The following is an 18,801-nucleotide window of genomic DNA, read 5'->3' as shown; positions in this document are numbered from 1 at the left end:
GAGGCCGCGGAAACGAAACGCAATGCAAACCGCTGATGCTGAGGGAGATTCCCTAATTTGGCGCCTACTCGGCGGGTTTTTGTCCTGAATCGTCGGTATCGTTTTCAGCCGCTACGGCGTTCTGGCTGGCCCGCAGTTCCGCGAGCATGTTGCAGAAGAGTGCGCCTTGCTCGATCGCGTCGTCGAGCGCGACGTGCGTGTGTGGGTGATCGTCGAACCAGTGCTTCGGAAAACGCGGCTTGATGCACTTGCGATACGGCAGCCCCGTCATCGCAAACGCGAGCGTCTTGATGTCCAGCGCCGACCACGAGAACGGGCAGCGTCCGGTGAACCGCATCATGTACCAGAACATGAAGGTGAAATCGAAGCCCGCCGGCATGGCGACGAACACCGGTTTGCCAGGCAACGCCTCGACCCATTCGACATAGGCCACCAGCGCCGACGCCGGTTGCTGCAGATCCTTGCGGCAGGCCGCCCACGCTTCCGGCTGCGTTTTCCACCACGCTTCCTGCACGGGATGCGGCGCTGCGCCTTCGAGCAGTTCGAGATTCGCCGAGAACGTGCCGATCAACTGCTTGTCGGCGGTATAGGCGGCGGAGGCGAAACTCAGCATCGAATGCGGGCCGGGTATCGGGCCGTCCGCTTCGACGTCGGTGCTCACATAGATTTCCGCGCTCATGCGTTGACTCCGTCCGCGACGTAGGGATTCGTGCGGCGTTCGTCGCCGAATGTCGATGTTGGCCCGTGACCGGGAACGAACGTGACGTCGTCGCCGAGCGGCCAGAGCTTGGCGCGGATCGAGCGGATCAGGTCGCCGTGGTTGCCGCGCGGAAAGTCGGTACGGCCGATCGAACCGGCGAACAGCACGTCGCCCACCAGCGCGAGCCGGTGCACGCGGCTGAAGAAGATCACGTGACCCGGCGTGTGGCCAGGACAGTGATAAACCTCGAGCGTTTCGTCGCCGAAGCTGACGGTGTCGTTGTCGTCGAGCCAGCGCGTCGGCTCGAATGCCTCGGCAGCCGGAAAGCCAAAGCGCACGCTCTGCTCGGGCAACTTGTCGATCCAGAAGCGTTCATCGACATGCGGACCTTCGATCGGCACGCCGTAGTGATCGGCGATTGCTTTTGCGCCCGCGCAGTGATCAATGTGTCCATGCGTGAGCAGCACCTTTTCGACCGACACGTTCTGCCGCTCGACCTCACCTTTGATGATGTCGAGATCGCCGCCCGGATCGACGATGGCCGCTCGCCCCGTCGCCTCGCAAACGAGCAGGGAACTGTTCTGCTGGAACGGCGTAACGGGGATCAGGGTGACTTTCATGGCAGGGCGCGATGCAGGAAAAACTCGATTGTACCGACGGCTGCGCCCGTTGCCATTGGCCGGAAAGCCGACTACTCAATGCGCATTTTTGCAGTAATAGTGAGAATTCATCGGGCGCATGTGCAGGTAGAGAACACAGAATTGTGTTTTTGCTATAATGCACGTAATGGGTGTGGGAAACCGCACCGTCTTTTGGGTGAAATGGCGTTTTGTCCTATGAAACGGGAACGAGCGCTGCTGCTTCACCATCAAGCATGTGCCGTCGGGTTATCCGATAGCAAATCCAGCATCGATCGCTTTTTTCGATGCGCACGTCCTGTCTAGCCAGGTGCCACGCGCCTGCTACGGCCTCGCTGCCGTAACGCTGGATGGGGCCTACGCCGCCTTCCTGAGCGCCGTGAGTTTCCGGCGCACGAACGTGTAAACGTTCGATGGCGGCTTGTGGGGTCTGGCCGAAACTGCGGGGACAGTTGCGTCAGACGTGAAAACTAACCGTGCGGTAGCGGCTGAGTGTGCCGCGTCCGGGCTTTCGTCGTCCTGCGCCAGCGTTGCGCAGTGCGCGCTTGTCCCTTGCCGCCGGAGTCGCAAGCTAACACGCAGCCATTTCGCGTTTTGCGGCTCGCATTGCATTGATTTGTCTTATGAAAACTCGGCTACCCCGACGTGTTGGGAGCGTTTTTGCCTTTTTGGCACTGTCCGCATGTGCGGTGCCTCCTGGCGCGAACACCCAGGTCAGCGGTGTGTCCGCCACGACCAATGACGCGCGCAATACCGTTGCGCCCCAGTCGTACGGTTCAGGACTGAACAATCTGCCTGACACGGCAGACCAGAAAGGCAAGCTCGCCGACGCAGAACCCTTGTCCGACGGCCCGAACGTCGGTGATTTCCAGCAGGTTGGCCGCGCGTCGTGGTATGGGCGCGGCTTCCACGGTCGCAAGACGGCCAACGGCGAGCGCTTCAACATGAACGCGCTGACGGCCGCGCACCGCACGCTGCCGCTCGGCTCGTACGTGCGCGTGACCAACCCGGCTACGAACGACACGGTCGTCGTGAAGATCAACGACCGTGGTCCGTACGTGCGCGGCCGGGTGCTCGATCTTTCTTACGCAGCTGCGAAAATTTTGCATCTGGCGCATGCCGGCACGGCGCGCGTGAAGATCGAAGGTTTGTCGCAGCGTGAAGCGAGAGCCGAGATGAAGGAAATCCTGGCGTCGAATCAGGGCGACTCGAACGAGAAGTAAGATCGTCTGATCGAGATAGCTGAGGACAGATCATGTCCTCAGAAGAAAGGGCCGCGGGTGAATCACCTCGCGGCCCTTTTTTGTTTCTAGTCCTCTTTCTTCAGCGCCAGCGCCCGCGTGTACAACGCGTTGCGCGAGGCGCCCGTGAGTGTCGCGGCGAGTTTCGCCGCGCTGCTCACCGACAATTCTTCCAGCAGTGTCTGAAGCAGCGCGTCGTGATCCTGCTCACCTTCGGCGTCGACGGGCGCGCCTTCCACCACCAGCACGAATTCTCCACGCTGCCGGTTGGCATCTTCTTCCAGCCACCTAGGCCCTTCGGCCAGGGTGCAGCGATGCAATCCCTCATGTAATTTCGTCAATTCGCGGCCAATCAACAGACGCCGTTCGCCGCCAAAAGCATCGGCGAGTGCCTGCACCGTTTCGACGATCCGATGCGGCGCTTCGTAGAACACCATCGCGTGAGCATGCTTCGCGAGCGGTGCGAGCGCGGCGGCGCGCTGTTTTGCTTTCGGCGGCAAAAAGCCGAGGAACGAGAACGTCGCGACCCAATCGCCCGCAACGCTGAGCGCAGTGGCCAGCGCGCTCGCGCCCGGCATCGGCACGACGGTGAAACCGGCTTCGCGCACGGCATCGACGAGTTTTGCGCCTGGGTCCGAGATGCCGGGCGTACCTGCATCTGAGACGTACGCGACGCGCTCGCCCGCCCGCAAATACTCGACGATGCGCTGCGCCGACTCGCGTTCGTTGTGCTGATGCACGGCGACGAGCGGCTTCGAGATGCCGTAGCGCGACAGCAGTTGGCCCGTGTTGCGTGTGTCTTCGGCGGCGATGCGATCGACGAGGCCGAGCACGTGCAACGCGCGCAGCGTGATATCGGCGATGTTGCCAATCGGCGTGGCCACGACATAGAGCGCGGCAGCAGGGTACTGCTGTCCTTGCGCGAGTTCGGAAAGAGGAGTCATGACACAGAAGACACAAACAGACGAAACAAGGCCGACATTGTGCCACGCAGCCGCTGGCGCACGAGATCGCACACGCGATACCGCGCGAGGACCGCACAACTTTTCGGGCGGCGCACGGTCCAAAACCGTCGGTGCAGCATTCGAAGCGCACGCGTTGACCTTTCTTCAGCGGCAGCGCATGCGCTTCGTCGCACGTAACGTGGTGTGCCGCGGCGGCGAGATCGATCTCGTGATGCGGGCGCCCGACGGCACGCTGGTGTTCGTCGAAGTGCGCGCGCGAGCGCATGGCAACTACGGCGGCGCGGCGGCGAGCGTGGTGTGGCGCAAGCAGCAGCGCATCCTGCGCGCCGCGCAGCACTTTTTGGCGTCGCATGATGGCGCGTTGCCCGCATGCCGCTTCGACGTGATCGCATTCGAGCGCGGACGTCTGGTGTGGCTACGTGACGCATTTCGCGCAGACGGCTGTTAAGCAGGCAGTTTCAGCGCGCGAGTACGGTAAACTTGCGCACGCGTAAAAGGCGGCGCGTGTTCCGGCGCGCTGTGTTCGATTGGACGCAGCAACAAGGAACGCGCAGCGAGCTTGCGGAACCCGCTGGCCGCAGAGTGCCGCGCGGGGACGGCAACATACTTAAATTGAACCAGCGCTGCCAGGCGGGCAGCGCATGCAGTGCACGATAGAGAGTCGATGTCAGTCGAACGCATTCAACAACACTTCCGCGATAGCGCGGCAGTCACACTCGCAGCACTGGAATCCCTGTCGATGCCGATCGCGGCGGCCGTCGATACGATGTTTGCCGCGCTCGCAAACGGCAACAAGATCCTCGCGTGCGGCAACGGCGGGTCCGCTGCCGACGCGCAATACTTCGCCGCCGAACTGATCGGCGGCTTCGAGCGCGAGCGGCCCGCATTGGCCGCCATCGCGCTGACGACGGATTCCTCCATCATCACGGGCATCGCCAACGATGCCTCGCTCGACCAGATTTTCGCGACGCAAGTGCGCGCGCTCGGCCAGCCCGGCGACGTGCTGCTCGCGATCTCCACGTCGGGCAATCCAGCCAGTATTCTCGCTGCCATCGAAGACGCGCATGACCGCGAGATGATCGTGATCGCGCTGTCGGGCAAGGGCGGCGGCAAGATGAACGAAGTGCTGCACGACACCGATATCCATATTTGCGTGCCGTCCGATCGTACGGCGCGCGTGCAGGAAGTGCATCTGTTGACCATCCATAGCCTGTGCGACGGCATCGATGCGATGTTGCTCGGCGAAGAATGATTCCGAAGGAGAGCGAGTAGATGAGCGCATATCGCGTGAAGAGTACGTTTGTGAGGACCACGCTGGTGGTCGGTCTCGTCGCCGGGCTGGCTGCGACGTTGCAGGGCTGCGTGCTGGCTGTGGGCGCGGCGGCGGGCGGCAGTGCACTGGTCGCGACCGACCGGCGCACGCTCGGCGCGCAGACGGAAGACCGCGAAATTCAGGTCAAGGCGATGTCGCTGATCAGCCAGAACCTGCCGGATACCGCGCACGTGAACGTGACGGTGTTCAACCGCCGCGTGCTGCTGACGGGTGAGGTCGCGGGCGAGGTGTCCAAGGCGCGCGCCGAATCGGTTGTGCGCAGCCTCAACAACGTGAACGCGATCATCAACGAATTGACGGTGGCGCCTGCCAGCTCGTTCTCGTCGCGCAGCAACGACACGTATCTGGAAGGGCGCGTGAAGACGGCGCTGATCGCCGAGAAGGACATCTCGTCGAACAACTATAAGGTCGTGTGCGAGCGCGGCTCGATCTATCTGATGGGCCTCGTGACCGTCGATGAAGGCAATCGCGGCGCCGATGTGGCCAGCCGCGTGCCGGGCGTAACGCAGGTGGTGAAGGTGTTCCAGTACATCCAGCCGCAGGAAGCGGCGGCTGCGACGGCGGCGGCAGCATCGGCGGCTTCGGGTGCGCCTGCTGCTGCGCAGCCGGATTCCGAAGTGACCTCGGGCGCGGTGCCGGATTCGACCGTGACGTCGAAGCCGCTGGACCAGCAGGCGCCCGCGCCTGTGAGCAATTCGACGCAGGTACATCCGGGCAATCCGAAGGCGCCGCAATGAGCGTCAGCCGGTTTGCTGTTCGGGCGTGCATGGGAATCTGGGTAGCGGCCGGCGTGTTTGCCATCCATGCTGCCCATGCCGCCGATGCATCGCCGCGTGGGCTAGGGATCGCTCGCGCCAACGCGTGCATGGGTTGTCATGCGGTTGACCGGAAGCTGGTTGGGCCTTCGTTTCAGCAAGTCGCCGAGAAATACAAGGGAAATGCCGGCGCGCCGGCTTTGCTGTCGAAGAAGGTCAAGGACGGCGGCTCTGGCGTGTGGGGCGCGATCCCCATGCCCGCGCATCCGGCGATGAATGACGCCGATATTCGAACGGTCGTCGACTGGGTGCTCGCGGGAGCGCCTTCGAAGTAATCTGCTGTGGGTGTCCGCGAGACTCAGTTTCGCGGCACTGTCATCGTGAGCACATTGGGCAGCGGTTCAGACGCGAGTCGCACCGTCCTGTGATCGGCCATCACCTCTCCTTCCCGTCGCTTGTCTGCCGCTGTCTGCGCGGCACGATCTACTATTCTCCTAAGGCAATCTCCATCCAGATTCCGCAGCCTTGCTCGTAGAGGACGTCTCACGAGGAGCGAAGCATGTGAAACTCGTCGAAGATTTCATCAGCAAAGTCGTCGCGGCACGCCGCGCCGGTATCGCGGTCGAGCATTCGTACCGATCGGCGATCGAAGGTTTGTTCAACGGTCTGGCGGACGACATTACGGCACTGCATACGCCGCAGCGAGTCGCCAACGGCGCGCCCGATTTCATCATCCGGCGCAACGCGCATGTCGTGGGTCACGTTAAGGCGAACGATTTTGCCTTCGATCTTCGTCGCATGAGCGACGCGGATAAAAAGCAGCATGAGCGTTACCGGAAGGCGCTGCCGAATCTTCTCTACACCAACTGCCTCGACTGGGACTTTTATCGCAACGGTGAACTGGCTGCTTCAGTCAGGATCGCCGATTGCCTGACGCATATCGAACCCAGGCCGCAAGCGTTCAGTGAACTGACATCGTTACTGCGCGAATTCGTTGCCCAGCAGCCGCAGACAATCACAAGCCCGCCTAGGCTGGCGGACGCGATGGCGGCGAAGGCTCAGGTGATCAAAGATGTCCTGCCTGGCGTGCTTCAAGCCGACGAGACGCCGTCAACGGCACTGTCGGCACACTACGATGCGTTCAGAGATTGCCTGATTCACGACATCACACGCGAAGACTTCGCCGACATCTATGCTGAAGTCATCGCCTGCGGCATGTTCGCGGCGCGGCTTCATCACACGTTGCCGGAACCGTTCAGCAGGCGTGACGTGCTTGCGCTGCTGTCCAGTTCCAATCCGCATCTTCGGCAGCTTTTCACATGGCTCGCCGCATGCAATCTCGACGATCGCATCGCCTGGATCATCGACGATCTCGCAGCCGCATTGCAGGCAACGGACATTGGCAAGATCACGGCAGACTTGAGTCGGCACGCGAGCCAAAGCGATCCCTTCATTCAATTCTACGAAACCTTCCTCGCCGCCTATAACGCCGACAAGCGCAGGGAGCGTGGTGTCTGGTACACGCCGGAACCGGTAGTCAGCTACATCGTTCGGGCGGTCGATGAAGTGCTGCAGTCGGAATTCGGACTCGCAGAGGGTCTCGCGGATACATCGAAGGTGACGATCGACCGTGACACCGTGAGAATCGATGGCCAAGGCACGCCGGTCAGAAAAAGTAACGATACGCACAGGGTTCAGATACTCGATCCTGCCACCGGAACGGGTGCGTTTCTGGCCGAGGTGATCAGGCAGATTGCGCCGAAAGTGAAAGACGTTGCGCCGGACAACTGGTCCGGCTATATCGAAGCCGAGTTGATTCCGCGTCTGCATGGATGCGAGATCCTCACAGCTTCATATGCGATGTGCCACATGAAACTGGACATGATGCTGGCCGGTCTTGGTTATAAGCCAGGTATGACGCGTCCTCCGCTATCCGTCCATCTGACCAGTTCGATAGATCAGGCGTTGCCCTTCGCGCCGTGGTTATGCGAAGAAGCGAAGCAAGCCAGACACGAGACACTCGACGCGCCAATTCTGTGTGTGATCGGCAATCCGCCGTATCTGGGAGAAAGCGGCAAGTCGGACGCCTGGCTGAGCGCACTCATCGACGACTATAAAAAAGAACCCGGTGGAAAGTCGAAGCTCAAGGAGCGCAATCCGAAGTGGCTCAATGACCTGTACGTCAGATTCATTCGTCTGTCGTCGCATCTGATCGAAAAGAATGGTGAAGGCGTATTGGGATTCGTGACGAACAACGGATACCTCGACAACCCGACTTTTCGTGGAATGCGCTGGCACTTGCTAAAGACCTTCGACAAGATCTGGATTCTGGACTTGCACGGCAGCGCGAAGAAAAAGGAAATCGCGCCTGACGGGAAATCGGACAAGAACGTGTTCGATATTCGTCAAGGCGTAGCGATCATCGTCGCTGTAAAAAGGCGCGGCGGACATGAACAGCGCGCAGAGATCATGCACGGTAAGTTGTGGGGAGAACGCGCATCGAAGTTTCAGGCGCTCAACGAGGCGACATCGGTGAATAGCCTTTCGTCGACAAAGCTCGAGCCTCATTCTCGGTATCAGATGTTTTATCCAATCGATCAGGCGATCCTGGACACCTACGACAAAGGATTCTCCGTCGCCGATTTCTTTGTGAAGCAGCAGATTGGCTTGACGACATCGAGAGATCATCTGGCGATCGATTTTTCCGTTGAGGAGATGGAAAGCAAACTCGCGCGATTCGTCGATCCCAATCAGTCCGACGACGCGATCCGACGCGCGTTCTTTCACGGCAAGAAACCAGTGGATGATCGACCCGGTGGTGATACGGCATCGTGGTCGCTGGCGACCTCGCGACAGGATCTGGCAAAGGTCGAATGGAGAAAGCTGATCAGGCCAATCGACTATCGTCCCTTCGACAGACGGTTTGTCTGCTACTCCCATGTCCTGCTCGAACGGCCTCGGGAGGAGATCATTCCGCAACTCTTCCATGAAGACAATTTCGCTTTGTCCTTCAACCGGAAGATCGATGAAGACAGGCCATTCACCGACTGTTTTGTTTTTCGGCACGCCATACAGCTTCACTCGCTCAGCATCAAGGAATCCAACTATTTCGCTCCGCTGTACATCTATCCGGATGAAAGCGACCCTGCTTTCCGACGCATCAACTTCGACGAGAAGCTGTACGAGCGGCTTCAGGCCATGTCGCGGCATGACCGCTTCGGTATCGCCGATGAACTGGCCGCGTTCGACTACATCTATGGCGTTCTGCATAGCCCATCGTATCGGGCGAGCTACGGAGAATTTCTCCGCATTGATTTTCCCCGCATTCCCTGGCCCGAAAACGCGGGCAGGTTCTGGGCCGTGTCGGAAAGCGGAAAGGCGCTCAGGAAACTGCATCTGATGGAATCGGCGGTCGCGGGCTTCGCGTGTGCTCCGTTGATTGGCGAGGGGAATCGCAAGGTGGACGTCCCGCGCTTTCAGCACGGCAAGATCTGGATCAATGACACGCAGTATTTCGACAGGTGCAGCGAAGTGACCTGGAACCTGTTCATCGGAGGATATCAACCCGCGCAAAAATGGCTGAAGGACCGGAAAGGCCGTCTGCTCAGCATCGACGATGTCGAACACTATCAGCAGATATTGCGGGTGCTTTCTGAAACCGACCGCATCATGAAGGGGCTTTCGCTGCGTCCCGAGTAAGGGTGCATTTGCCAGCCGCGCGCGGTGACGGTCAGCCTCACTACAAAATAGATGCGTCAGCAACGGTAAGACTTCTTTCAGTTCAGCGCATGTCCACGTCGAGCCGGCGAAGCCCAGGCGGCTTGATGCACAAGCCCGCTCGTCAAGCGACGTCAGAATGATCTTCCTTCCTGCAACTACTTCAATTCCACAACCTCCCCTTACACGCGCAGTAAGCAGGGAACGTTCTCACGCGCGGCCGCTCCTACTGCACGTAAACCCCGACACCACGCGACACGCGGCATCACGAATGCTGCGTGCCCAGCACTTGCCAACGAGCCCTCGAATGGACCCGCACCGCCCGCGTTCTATCGAAGTGGATTTTTTCCGAGGGATCGTGCTGATCGTGATCGTGCTCGACCACATACCGGGCGGCGTGCTGCAGCATCTGATGCTGCACAACTATGCGCTATGCGATTCGGCTGAAGTGTTCGTGTGCCTTGGCGGCTACGCATCGGCGGCGGCGTATGGCGCGGTGCTGAGCAAGAACGGCGAGAAGGCCGCGCACAACCGTTTCTACCGGCGCTGCTGGGAGATCTACCGCGCCTATCTGCTGACTGCAGTGCTTACGCTGCTATCGGGCGCGATCCTCCAGTTCCTGCAACTGAACCGCCCGATGGTCGACCTGACCGGCTGGCCATCGTTCGCAGCCGCACCGATCCGCGAAGCCTTCAACATCGCAATCCTCAGACGTCAGCCGTATCTGTCGAGCGTGCTGCCGATGTACGTGATCTTCGCGATCACCGTGCCGTTCGTCGTGCCGCTCGCCCGCAAGGCGCCGTGGACCACGCTCGCCCTGAGCGTCGTCACGTGGGCGCTGGCGATACCCCTCGCCAGACTCTTCGCCATCGACGATGTCAGCGACTGGGCCTTCAATCCTTTCGCCTGGCAACTGATGTTCGTGACCGGTATCCTGTGCCGCGAGCGGCCCGTATCGGCGGGTTTCCTGCAATCGACAAAGGGCCGCTGGTTGACAAGAATTGCACTTACAGCCGTGCTAGCCTTCGCAGTGGTCAAACTTTTCATCCTGACCCAGCCGTTGCCCGGCCACCTGAAACAGAACCTGTCGATTGAACGCGTGATCAACTTCCTCGTCCTTGCCTGGCTTGCCGCCGTCCTGATTCGCGCCGGTTTCATCGCGAAGCTCGCGCATAAGGCGCCTGCCGTCATCAAGGTCGGGCAGACGGGGCTGGTCTGCTTTGTCGGCGGCACGGTGATTTCGCTGATCGTCGATACGGCGACGCCGCGCAGCTTCCACGGCCTGAGCCACGGGCTGGCCGCGCTGGCGGGCGATCTGGTCGCGATCATCGCGGTGCTCTTGCTGGCGCGCTTCTGGAACGACTGGAAGGGACCGACGCAGCCACGCGGTGCGGCGGTGCGCGGAGCCGATTGCCGATGAAGCGGGTCGCGGGTTGGCCGCGTGCAGCGCACGCGCTCGCACGCGCGGTGTTCTTATGTGGCGCGGGCCTGACGGCGGCGGCCGCTGTCGCTCAGACGCAAACACAGGTCCAAACTCAGACTCAAGCCCAGACGCAAACCCAGACGCAAACCCAGGCGCCCGGCCAACCCGCCGCCAACCCGAAGCAGGTGCCGTTCGCCACCCGCTGCTCGGAGCTCGGCGGACTCTGGCTCGACGCCGACACCATCGCACTGCCCACCTTTGGCGCCCACGTCGAAAGCGCCACGCTCATCTCCGCGACGACACCCGGCAATGGCGCGGGCGAGTTCTGCCGTGTCACAGGCGTGATCCGTGCGCTCAAAGGCACGACGCCCGATATCCGCTTCGACCTGAACCTGCCGCGTCGCTGGAATGGCCGCGCGTTGCAGGTCGGCGGCGGTGGCTACAACGGCACGGTCGTCACGGGCATCGGCGTGATGCCGTTCTCACCTGTGCGCGCGCCGCTTGCACAGGGCTACGTGACCTTCGGCGACGACTCGGGCCACGTCGGCAATTCGGCGCTCGCGGTGTTCGGCCTCGTCGATGAATCCGTCGTCAACTTCGGCTATGCGCATCTGAAGAAAACGCACGATGCCGCGCTCGCGCTGATCGTGCACATGTACGGACATCCGCCAAACCGCATGTACTTCGCGGGCGGCTCGACGGGCGGACGCGAAGGCTACACGGTGATGCAGCGTTACCCCGACGACTACGATGGCGTGATCGCCGATTCCCCCGCGCTGAATTTCTCGGGCGTGCGGCTGATCGGCATACGTGTCGGCCAGGCGGAATACGCTGCGCCCGGCGGCTTCGTGCCGCCCGTGCTGCTCGAACGGGTCTACCAGAAGTCACTCGAAATCTGCGACAGGCTGGACGGCGCCGCCGACGGCATCGTTAGCGACGTAGACGCGTGCCGTCAGCGCGAGCCGGAAATCATCGACGCGCTGCGTTGTCATCGCGGCACTTCGTATGCGCAGGAGGGCGGCTGCCTGACCGACGCGCAAATCTCGACGCTCTCGGTATTGCGCGACGGCCTCAAACTGCCCTACAAGCTCGCCTACGATGTGAGCGGCTATCACGGCTACAACGTCTTTCAGGGCACGCGCTTCAACGGCGCGCTCGGACTAGGCCGCGACCCGGTGCGGCAGACCTCGCCCACTTTCACCGGCAACGGCTATCTGTTCGCGCAAGGCGATGGCTATATCCGCTACTTCGTCGCGCAGGACGCGACGTTCGATTCGACCCACTTCGACGTGTTCCATCCCGGCAAGTATCAGAAGCAGCTGGTCACGCTGTCGCAGACCATCGGCGCGATGAATCCCGACCTCGGCCGTTTCATGGCCAAAGGCGGCAAGCTGATCACGATGCAGGGTCTCGCCGATGAAGTCATCAGCCCCAACCAGACCATCGCGTACTACGACCGCCTTATCGATATGTACGGCGAAGAGCGCGTGAATGCCTTCATGCGTCTCTACATGGTGCCGGGCTTCCAGCATGGCGGCGGCGTGTTCATTCCCTCCGTCGATCTGCTCGGCGCGCTCGACAACTGGGTGACACGCGGCGTCTCGCCCGAGACGCTGCTCGCCACCGACATCGCGCCGCCTACAAACGGACGCTCGCGCCCGTTGTGCCGGTATCCGATGTATCCGCGCTATCTCGGCAAGGGCAATCTCAACGAAGCCAGCAACTTCGTCTGCAGCGAACCCTGAACCCTGCAGGATCAGACGAAAGCGCGCATGACAGCGGCGTGAACGCCCGTCGCGCGTCGCACATTTCGGCCCTCTTTTTATCCGCAATGGGTCGGCGCCCCTGTAGTATGGGTCGATCATCCGGCAAGGCGCAGCGATCTCCTGCCATCACGACGCTTTCCGGTAATGTTTGCGCGCATCGGATGCGCACAAACAGTTAGCACACAAACAATTGAGCAATATTTACCTGCACTGTTCCCGGAGACCTTATGAACGCATCGAAAAGCGCGAAGCTCGCCGAGGTATTGACGCGCCATCGCGACACGCTGCTTGCTGACTGGTTGAGTCAACATCTATCGATCGCGCTGCGTCGTGGACTGACGACGGAAGCGGAGATGAACGACCAGTTCCGCAACTTCCTGAACATCTTCTCCGACACCCTGAGCAAGGCCGACACGCTCGATGCAAGCCGTCCCGAATGGGAACCCGTGCGCGCGTTTCTTGCCGACATGTCCGCGCATCGTGCGCGTCAGGGTTTCACGCCTGTCGAAACGGCGACCTTCGTGTTCTCGCTCAAGCAGCCGCTATACGAGCGGCTGCGCGAAGAACTCGGCGCGCAGCCGCAGGAACTGGCGGACGTCAGCTGGACGGTGAACCTGCTGCTCGACGCACTCGGTCTCTTCACGACGGAAGTGTTCCAGCGCAGCCGCGAAGCGATCATCGCCCGCCAGCAGGAAGAACTGCTCGAACTGTCGACGCCCGTCGTGCAACTGTGGGAAGGCATCCTCGCACTGCCGCTGATCGGCACGCTCGATTCGGCGCGCACGCAGGTGGTGATGGAAAGCCTGTTGCAGAAAATCGTCGAAACGGGCGCGGCCATTTCGATCATCGACATCACCGGCGTGCCGACCGTCGATACCCTCGTCGCGCAACACCTGCTGAAGACGGTCGCCGCTGCGCGCCTGATGGGCGCGGATTGCATCATCAGCGGTATCCGTCCGCAGATCGCGCAGACCATCGTGCATCTCGGCGTCGATCTGACCAACGTGATCACCAAGTCCACCCTGGCCGATGCGTTCGTCATCGCGCTGCAAAAAAGCGGGTCGAGCATTCCGACTCGCACTGCCGGCTAGGGTGACGCCATGGATCGCATTCCAATCCTGCGCATGGGCGATTGCCTGATCGTCGCGATTCAGGTGGACATGCACGACCGTCTCGCCATCGCGCTTCAGGACGATCTCACCGAGCGCATCGTGAAGGACAGGGCGAAGGGCGTGCTGATCGACATCTCGGCGCTCGATATCGTCGATTCGTTCATTGGCCGCATGATCAGCAACACGGCGGCGATGGCGACCGTGCTCGACGCGCAGACCGTCGTGGTGGGCATGCAGCCGTCGGTGGCGATCACGCTGGTCGAGCTGGGGCTGACGCTGACCGGCGTGCGTACGGCGCTCGACGTCGAACGAGGCATGGCGCTGCTGCAGCAGCGACAGCGCTGACCAACCGGGGCGCTCACACATGAACTCATTCGGCGTAGTGGTGACCTCGACGGTCGAAGTCGGTCTGCGCTCGGATCAGGAGATCGTCAAGCTTCGCCAGATCGTGCGCGACGAAGCCATCGCACAAGGCTTCTCGCTGGTCGATCAGACGAAGTTCGTCACGGCCGCGAGCGAACTGGCACGCAACACGCTTCTCTACGGCGGCGGCGGTGACGCGACCTTGAGTGTGCTGCTCAACGGCACGCGCAAAGGGCTGAAGCTGACCTTCGTCGATCAGGGGCAAGGCATTCCTGACATCGAGCGCGCGTTGCAGGACGGTTTCACCAGCGGCTCGGGTCTTGGCCTCGGGCTGGGCGGCGCACGGCGTCTGTGCGACGAATTCGAAATCCAGTCGGAACCAGGAAAAGGCACGACGGTGTCGATCACCAAATGGAAACTTCGTTAAGCGGTCTGCGCGCGATGCACGCGTCGTTCGACATCACCGACGCGAGCAGCGTCGCGTTCGCGCGGCGCGGCGCCCATGATGCGGCGCAAAAGGGCGCGCTGAACGAAACCGATCTGGGCCGCGTAGCGCTGATCGTCACGGAAGCGGCGACCAACATTCTCAAGCACGCGCAGCACGGCGAACTGCTGGTGCGTCCGCTGCCTTCGGATGCCGGCGGCACGCTCACCGACGGCGTCGAGATCATCGCGATCGACAAAGGCGCGGGCATGCAGGACGTGCAGCTTGCGTTTCGCGACGGCAGCACCACGGCCGGTTCGCCGGGCACGGGTCTCGGCGCGATCCGGCGTCTGTCGGAAGAACTGTCGGTGTATTCGCAGCCGCGTCTGGGCACGGTGGTGCGCGCTGTGGTGCGAAGCCGCGGCGCGGGTGAGCTCGCAGCGGCGCGTTCCGGACGGGCGGCCGCGGGCACCGATATCGGCGGCGTTTGCGTGCCGTATCCAGGCGAGCCCGTATGCGGCGACGCGTGGGGCGTCGAAGCCGATCAGCACGGCCTGACCGTCACACTCGCCGATGGTCTTGGCCACGGTCCCGATGCGCATGTCGCGGCAGCGGGTGCCGTCGATGTCGTGCGGCGTCGCGCAGGACGTTCCCCCGCCGCGCTGATGGAACTCGCGCATGGCGCGCTGCGCCCGACGCGCGGCGCCGCCGTCGCCATCGCGCGGCTCGACCTCGCGCGCTCGCAACTGGCGTTCTCGGGCACGGGCAACATCGCGGCGTCGATTTTCAACGTGGGCAGGCCGGCGCTCGTCACCGGCGGCTCGCTGCACGGCGCGAGCGCTGCGAACGCTGCGGCGCAAGCCACCGATGCCGCGCGCGACAGCTGGCAGCTCACGTCGCGCAACGGCATCGTCGGGCATACGATGCGCGACTCGCAGGAGTTCGAAGTGGCGTGGACACGCAACGCGCTGCTGATTCTTCATTCGGACGGCATCGGCACGCGCTGGGATCTGGCCGCGTATCCGGGTTTGCATCTGCAGCCCGCCGTGATGATCGCCGCCGTGCTGTACCGCGATTTCTCGCGCCGCCGCGACGACGCCACCGTGGTAGTCGTCAAGGCAGACCAGGGAGTACATTTCAGGCATGACGACCCCCATACTGCGCATCCGGCTTGAAGCCGAGGAAGACGTCGTCGCCGCGCGCCGCAAGGCTCGCGCGATCGCCGCGGGACTCGGCTTTTCGCAGCTCGACCAGACGCGCGTTGCAAGTGCCGTCTCCGAGATCGCGCGCAATGCATTCGAATACGCGCACGGCGGCGAAGTGACCTTCGCATTCGATGGCGCATCGAAACCGCAGTCGTTCCTGATCGACGTGCGCGACACGGGGCCGGGCATCCGTGATCTCGACGCGGTGCTCGATGGCACTTACCGGTCGCCGACGGGCATGGGCCGCGGCATCGCCGGCAGCCGCAGACTGATGGACCGCTGCGAGATCGAATCGTCGGGGCAGCAGGGCACGCGTGTCACGATGGCGCGCTTTCTGCCCGCCGACCGGCCCAACATGACGGTGGCGGGTATCGACGCGATCATGCGTTCGATCGTCGAGCAGAACGCGCTGGGCGGGCGATCGGGCGGCGTGCTGGGCGATGCGCCGGGCGAGCGCGGCGCGGCGCACCGCTCGTTCAGCGAAGTGCTCGAGCAGAACCGTGAACTGCTGTCCACCTTGACCGAGTTGCGCGACCGTCAGGACGAACTGACGCGCCTGACGCAGGAACTCGAAGCAACCAATCGCGGCGTGGTCGCGTTGTACGCGGAACTCGACGAACGCGCCGATGAACTGCGCCGTGCCGACACGATGAAATCGCGCTTTCTGTCGAACATGAGCCACGAACTGCGCACGCCGCTCAGTTCGATCCGCGCGCTGTCGAATCTGCTGCTGAACCGGCTGGATGGCGAGCTGTCGTCCGAGCAGGAACGCCAGGTGCTACTCATCCGAAAATCGGCCGAGGATCTGTCCGAAATCGTCAACGATCTGCTGGATCTCGCCAAGATCGAAGCGGGCCGCACTGAAGTGACACCGGACTGGTTCAAGGCATCGGCGTTGTTCGCGGCTTTGCGCGCGATGCTCACGCCGCTTCAGACCGACCCGGCGGTGAAGCTGATTTTCGAGGACACGACCGGTTTGCCACCCATCTTCACCGACGAAGCCAGGCTCACGCAGATACTGCGTAATTTCGTCTCCAACGCGCTCAAATTTACCGAGCGCGGGGAGATACGCGTCGGCGCGCGGCTGGAGCCGGATGGCGAGCATGTCACGTTCTTCGTGGCCGACACGGGCATTGGCATCGCTGAGGAGCACCAGCAAGTGATTTTCGAAGAGTTCGGCCAGGTGCAGAACCATCTGCAGCAGCGGGTCAAGGGAACGGGTCTCGGTTTGCCGCTATGCCGCAAGCTCGCCGCGCTGCTTGGCGGCTATACGAGCGTCGACAGCAAGCCGGGCGTCGGCTCGACTTTCCATGCGACGCTGCCGCTCAGGGTCGAAGCGGTCGCCGCGCCGGATTCGCCGGACGCAGACGGTCTCGCCGATGGTCCGGCGATTTCGCGTTTATCGCACGGAGGCGCCTCATGACGGTTGCCGCTCCGCTGATACTCAACGTCGACGACAACGACGGCGCGCGTTATGCCAAAACGCGCGTGCTCGTGCATGCCGGTTTCGAGGTGATCGAAGCGGCGACGGGGCAGGGCGCGCTCGATCAGGTGCGCACGCACAATCCCGCGCTGGTGCTGCTCGATGTGAAGCTGCCCGACATCAGCGGCATCGAAGTGTGTTCGATGCTCAAGCGCGATCCGCAGACGCGCTCGACGATGATCCTGCAAACCTCGGCGGCCGCCGTGCAATCGTTCGACAAGGTGCGCGCGCTCGACGGCGGCGCGGACAGCTATCTCACCGAGCCGATCGAGCCAGCTGAACTGGTGGCCAACGTGCGCGCGCTGTTGCGGCTGCATCGCGCGGAAGAAGCGCTGCGCGACGCCGACCGCCGCAAGGACCAGTTCCTCGCCACGCTCGCACACGAACTGCGCAATCCGCTTGCGCCGATCCGCAATGCCGTCGAACTGATGGACCCGCGCCATCATGCAAACGACGAAGCCGTGCACGACGCGCGCATGATCGCGCGGCGTCAGGTCGAGCATCTGAGCCGGCTGGTCGACGATCTGCTCGATGTGTCGCGCATCACGCATGGCAAGATCGCGCTGCAGATCGAATGCGTCGATATTGCCGCCGCCGTGGCCACGGCCGTCGAAGCGAACCAGCCTTCCATTGCAAAGAAGCAGCACACGTTGCGCGTCAACGTGCCGCAAGATGCCTGCATGATTCACGGCGATCCGATTCGCGTGGCGCAGGTGATCAGCAATCTGCTGTCGAATGCGTCGAAGTACACGCCCGAAGGCGGCGTGATCGAACTCGACGCCAGCGCAGAAGAAGGCCGCATGGCGGTCCGCGTGCGTGACAACGGCATCGGCATTCCGTCGAACGAACTGGCCGACGTATTCAATCTGTTCATGCAATCCGAAGATTCGCTCGCGCGATCGGAAGGCGGTCTCGGCATCGGGCTGTCGCTCGCGAAGACGCTCACGGAACTGCATGGCGGCACAATCGAAGCATTTTCCGCAGGGCTTGGAATGGGATCGGAGTTCGTTGTCACCTTGCCGCTGGCGATGCCCGAGAAAGCCGCGCCATGCACGGCGCAGGCGGATCCGGCCGCGGCTTCCGCTGCAGAACCTGCGACGCCATCGGCGGCCGATGCGCAATCTGCGGGTGAAGTGCAGGGTGCGAGCGGACCGAAGCGCCGCGTGCTGGTCGTCGACGATAGTATCGACGGCGCGGAATCGATGTCGATCCTGCTGGAGATGCTCGGCCACGACGTGCGCGTGATGTACGACGGCGCGGCGGCGATTGAAGCTGCCAGCGGATTCAGGCCGGAAGTGGTGCTGCTCGACATCGGCTTGCCGGGCATCGACGGTTATCAGGTGGCGCGCGCGTTGCGCGCCGGGCCGGCCACGGCGGGTGCGCTGCTGATCGCGCTGACGGGCTATGGACAGGAAAGCGACCGGCAACGCACGCGTGACGCAGGCTTCGATCATCATCTCGTGAAACCGGCTTCGCTCGACGACATCGAGCGCGTGATCGCGGCCGACGGCGCGGGCGGTGTGCCGCGCAATCCGGGCGCGCCGTTGCCGTCGGGCGTCACGGAGTGAGTGCGCAGCGCATCGGGACAGCACTGGCGCTTGACGGCACTACGCGAGCGCAACAGATAACGGACAACAGGCGCCGGCGAACAGTGCGAGACCGGCAACGGCGGCATG

The 18,801-nt window shown here is 62.5% G+C and carries 17 protein-coding genes; 14 read left to right on the top strand and 3 right to left on the bottom strand.

The window, feature by feature from the left end:
- Window positions 1-64: 64 nt before the first annotated feature.
- Both DK391_RS25390 and DK391_RS25385 read right to left on the bottom strand, forming a co-directional pair.
- Entirely contained in the window at window positions 65-679 is a 615-nt protein-coding gene (locus DK391_RS25390; RefSeq protein WP_109480757.1) for an exonuclease, read from the bottom strand.
- Window positions 676-1,320, bottom strand: a complete 645-nt coding sequence (locus tag DK391_RS25385; protein ID WP_109480756.1) for an MBL fold metallo-hydrolase — start codon at window positions 1,318-1,320, stop codon at window positions 676-678. The genes DK391_RS25390 and DK391_RS25385 overlap by 4 nt, the downstream gene beginning before the upstream one ends.
- A gap of 641 nt (window positions 1,321-1,961) precedes the next feature.
- Between DK391_RS25385 and DK391_RS25380 the strand changes: the two genes are divergently transcribed.
- A complete protein-coding gene (locus tag DK391_RS25380; RefSeq protein ID WP_109480755.1) occupies window positions 1,962-2,561 on the top strand; it encodes a septal ring lytic transglycosylase RlpA family protein in 600 nt (199 codons plus the stop codon).
- A gap of 86 nt (window positions 2,562-2,647) precedes the next feature.
- Here DK391_RS25380 and rsmI read toward each other — a convergent pair whose 3' ends face one another.
- Entirely contained in the window at window positions 2,648-3,523 is an 876-nt protein-coding gene (gene rsmI / locus DK391_RS25375) for a 16S rRNA (cytidine(1402)-2'-O)-methyltransferase (RefSeq protein WP_109480754.1), read from the bottom strand.
- Here rsmI and DK391_RS25370 point away from each other — a divergent pair.
- From DK391_RS25370 to DK391_RS25310, 13 genes are all read left to right on the top strand, one after another.
- Window positions 3,522-3,992, top strand: a complete 471-nt coding sequence (locus DK391_RS25370) for a YraN family protein (protein WP_109480753.1) — start codon at window positions 3,522-3,524, stop codon at window positions 3,990-3,992. The two genes, rsmI and DK391_RS25370, sit on opposite strands and share 2 nt — an antisense overlap.
- Before the next feature lie 216 nt (window positions 3,993-4,208).
- Entirely contained in the window at window positions 4,209-4,796 is a 588-nt protein-coding gene (locus tag DK391_RS25365; protein WP_109480752.1) for a phosphoheptose isomerase, read from the top strand.
- A gap of 20 nt (window positions 4,797-4,816) precedes the next feature.
- Window positions 4,817-5,614, top strand: a complete 798-nt coding sequence (locus DK391_RS25360) for a BON domain-containing protein (protein ID WP_109480751.1) — start codon at window positions 4,817-4,819, stop codon at window positions 5,612-5,614.
- Between the two features lie 29 nt (window positions 5,615-5,643).
- Window positions 5,644-5,967, top strand: coding sequence for a c-type cytochrome (locus tag DK391_RS25355; protein WP_239482946.1), 324 nt, complete (start codon window positions 5,644-5,646; stop codon window positions 5,965-5,967).
- Window positions 5,968-6,193: 226 nt separating this feature from the next.
- Window positions 6,194-9,331, top strand: coding sequence for a type ISP restriction/modification enzyme (locus DK391_RS25350; RefSeq protein ID WP_109480749.1), 3,138 nt, complete (start codon window positions 6,194-6,196; stop codon window positions 9,329-9,331).
- A gap of 325 nt (window positions 9,332-9,656) precedes the next feature.
- On the top strand, window positions 9,657-10,769 hold the full coding sequence (locus tag DK391_RS25345; protein WP_109480748.1) for an OpgC domain-containing protein: 1,113 nt from the start codon (window positions 9,657-9,659) through the stop codon (window positions 10,767-10,769).
- Complete coding sequence (locus DK391_RS25340) at window positions 10,766-12,517, top strand: tannase/feruloyl esterase family alpha/beta hydrolase (protein WP_109480747.1); 1,752 nt, start codon at window positions 10,766-10,768, stop codon at window positions 12,515-12,517. The genes DK391_RS25345 and DK391_RS25340 overlap by 4 nt, the downstream gene beginning before the upstream one ends.
- A 248-nt stretch (window positions 12,518-12,765) precedes the next feature.
- Window positions 12,766-13,629, top strand: coding sequence for an STAS domain-containing protein (locus DK391_RS25335; RefSeq protein ID WP_109480746.1), 864 nt, complete (start codon window positions 12,766-12,768; stop codon window positions 13,627-13,629).
- A gap of 9 nt (window positions 13,630-13,638) precedes the next feature.
- On the top strand, window positions 13,639-13,995 hold the full coding sequence (locus tag DK391_RS25330; RefSeq protein ID WP_109480745.1) for an STAS domain-containing protein: 357 nt from the start codon (window positions 13,639-13,641) through the stop codon (window positions 13,993-13,995).
- Window positions 13,996-14,014: 19 nt separating this feature from the next.
- Window positions 14,015-14,440, top strand: coding sequence for an anti-sigma regulatory factor (locus tag DK391_RS25325; protein ID WP_109480744.1), 426 nt, complete (start codon window positions 14,015-14,017; stop codon window positions 14,438-14,440).
- A complete protein-coding gene (locus tag DK391_RS25320; protein WP_109480743.1) occupies window positions 14,425-15,612 on the top strand; it encodes an ATP-binding protein in 1,188 nt (395 codons plus the stop codon). The genes DK391_RS25325 and DK391_RS25320 overlap by 16 nt, the downstream gene beginning before the upstream one ends.
- Window positions 15,581-17,065: an ATP-binding protein gene (locus DK391_RS25315; protein ID WP_109480742.1), complete on the top strand. Its 1,485-nt coding sequence runs from the start codon at window positions 15,581-15,583 to the stop codon at window positions 17,063-17,065. Before DK391_RS25320 ends, DK391_RS25315 begins: the two co-directional genes overlap by 32 nt.
- Window positions 17,062-18,693: a response regulator gene (locus DK391_RS25310; protein ID WP_109480741.1), complete on the top strand. Its 1,632-nt coding sequence runs from the start codon at window positions 17,062-17,064 to the stop codon at window positions 18,691-18,693. The genes DK391_RS25315 and DK391_RS25310 overlap by 4 nt, the downstream gene beginning before the upstream one ends.
- Window positions 18,694-18,801: the final 108 nt, after the last annotated feature.

This window comes from Paraburkholderia sp. C35, assembly GCF_003121405.1.
Classification (GTDB): domain Bacteria; phylum Pseudomonadota; class Gammaproteobacteria; order Burkholderiales; family Burkholderiaceae; genus Paraburkholderia.
This window is presented reverse-complemented; position numbering and strand designations above follow the sequence as displayed.

Coding starts and splice junctions, on each gene's coding strand:
- DK391_RS25390 (WP_109480757.1), bottom strand. CDS start 679: ATGAGCGCGGAAATCTATGTGAGCACCGACGTCGAAGCGGACGGCCCG.
- DK391_RS25385 (WP_109480756.1), bottom strand. CDS start 1,320: ATGAAAGTCACCCTGATCCCCGTTACGCCGTTCCAGCAGAACAGTTCC.
- DK391_RS25380 (WP_109480755.1), top strand. CDS start 1,962: ATGAAAACTCGGCTACCCCGACGTGTTGGGAGCGTTTTTGCCTTTTTG.
- DK391_RS25370 (WP_109480753.1), top strand. CDS start 3,522: ATGACACAGAAGACACAAACAGACGAAACAAGGCCGACATTGTGCCAC.
- rsmI (WP_109480754.1), bottom strand. CDS start 3,523: ATGACTCCTCTTTCCGAACTCGCGCAAGGACAGCAGTACCCTGCTGCC.
- DK391_RS25365 (WP_109480752.1), top strand. CDS start 4,209: ATGTCAGTCGAACGCATTCAACAACACTTCCGCGATAGCGCGGCAGTC.
- DK391_RS25360 (WP_109480751.1), top strand. CDS start 4,817: ATGAGCGCATATCGCGTGAAGAGTACGTTTGTGAGGACCACGCTGGTG.
- DK391_RS25355 (WP_239482946.1), top strand. CDS start 5,644: ATGGGAATCTGGGTAGCGGCCGGCGTGTTTGCCATCCATGCTGCCCAT.
- DK391_RS25345 (WP_109480748.1), top strand. CDS start 9,657: ATGGACCCGCACCGCCCGCGTTCTATCGAAGTGGATTTTTTCCGAGGG.
- DK391_RS25340 (WP_109480747.1), top strand. CDS start 10,766: ATGAAGCGGGTCGCGGGTTGGCCGCGTGCAGCGCACGCGCTCGCACGC.
- DK391_RS25335 (WP_109480746.1), top strand. CDS start 12,766: ATGAACGCATCGAAAAGCGCGAAGCTCGCCGAGGTATTGACGCGCCAT.
- DK391_RS25330 (WP_109480745.1), top strand. CDS start 13,639: ATGGATCGCATTCCAATCCTGCGCATGGGCGATTGCCTGATCGTCGCG.
- DK391_RS25325 (WP_109480744.1), top strand. CDS start 14,015: ATGAACTCATTCGGCGTAGTGGTGACCTCGACGGTCGAAGTCGGTCTG.
- DK391_RS25320 (WP_109480743.1), top strand. CDS start 14,425: ATGGAAACTTCGTTAAGCGGTCTGCGCGCGATGCACGCGTCGTTCGAC.
- DK391_RS25315 (WP_109480742.1), top strand. CDS start 15,581: ATGACGACCCCCATACTGCGCATCCGGCTTGAAGCCGAGGAAGACGTC.
- DK391_RS25310 (WP_109480741.1), top strand. CDS start 17,062: ATGACGGTTGCCGCTCCGCTGATACTCAACGTCGACGACAACGACGGC.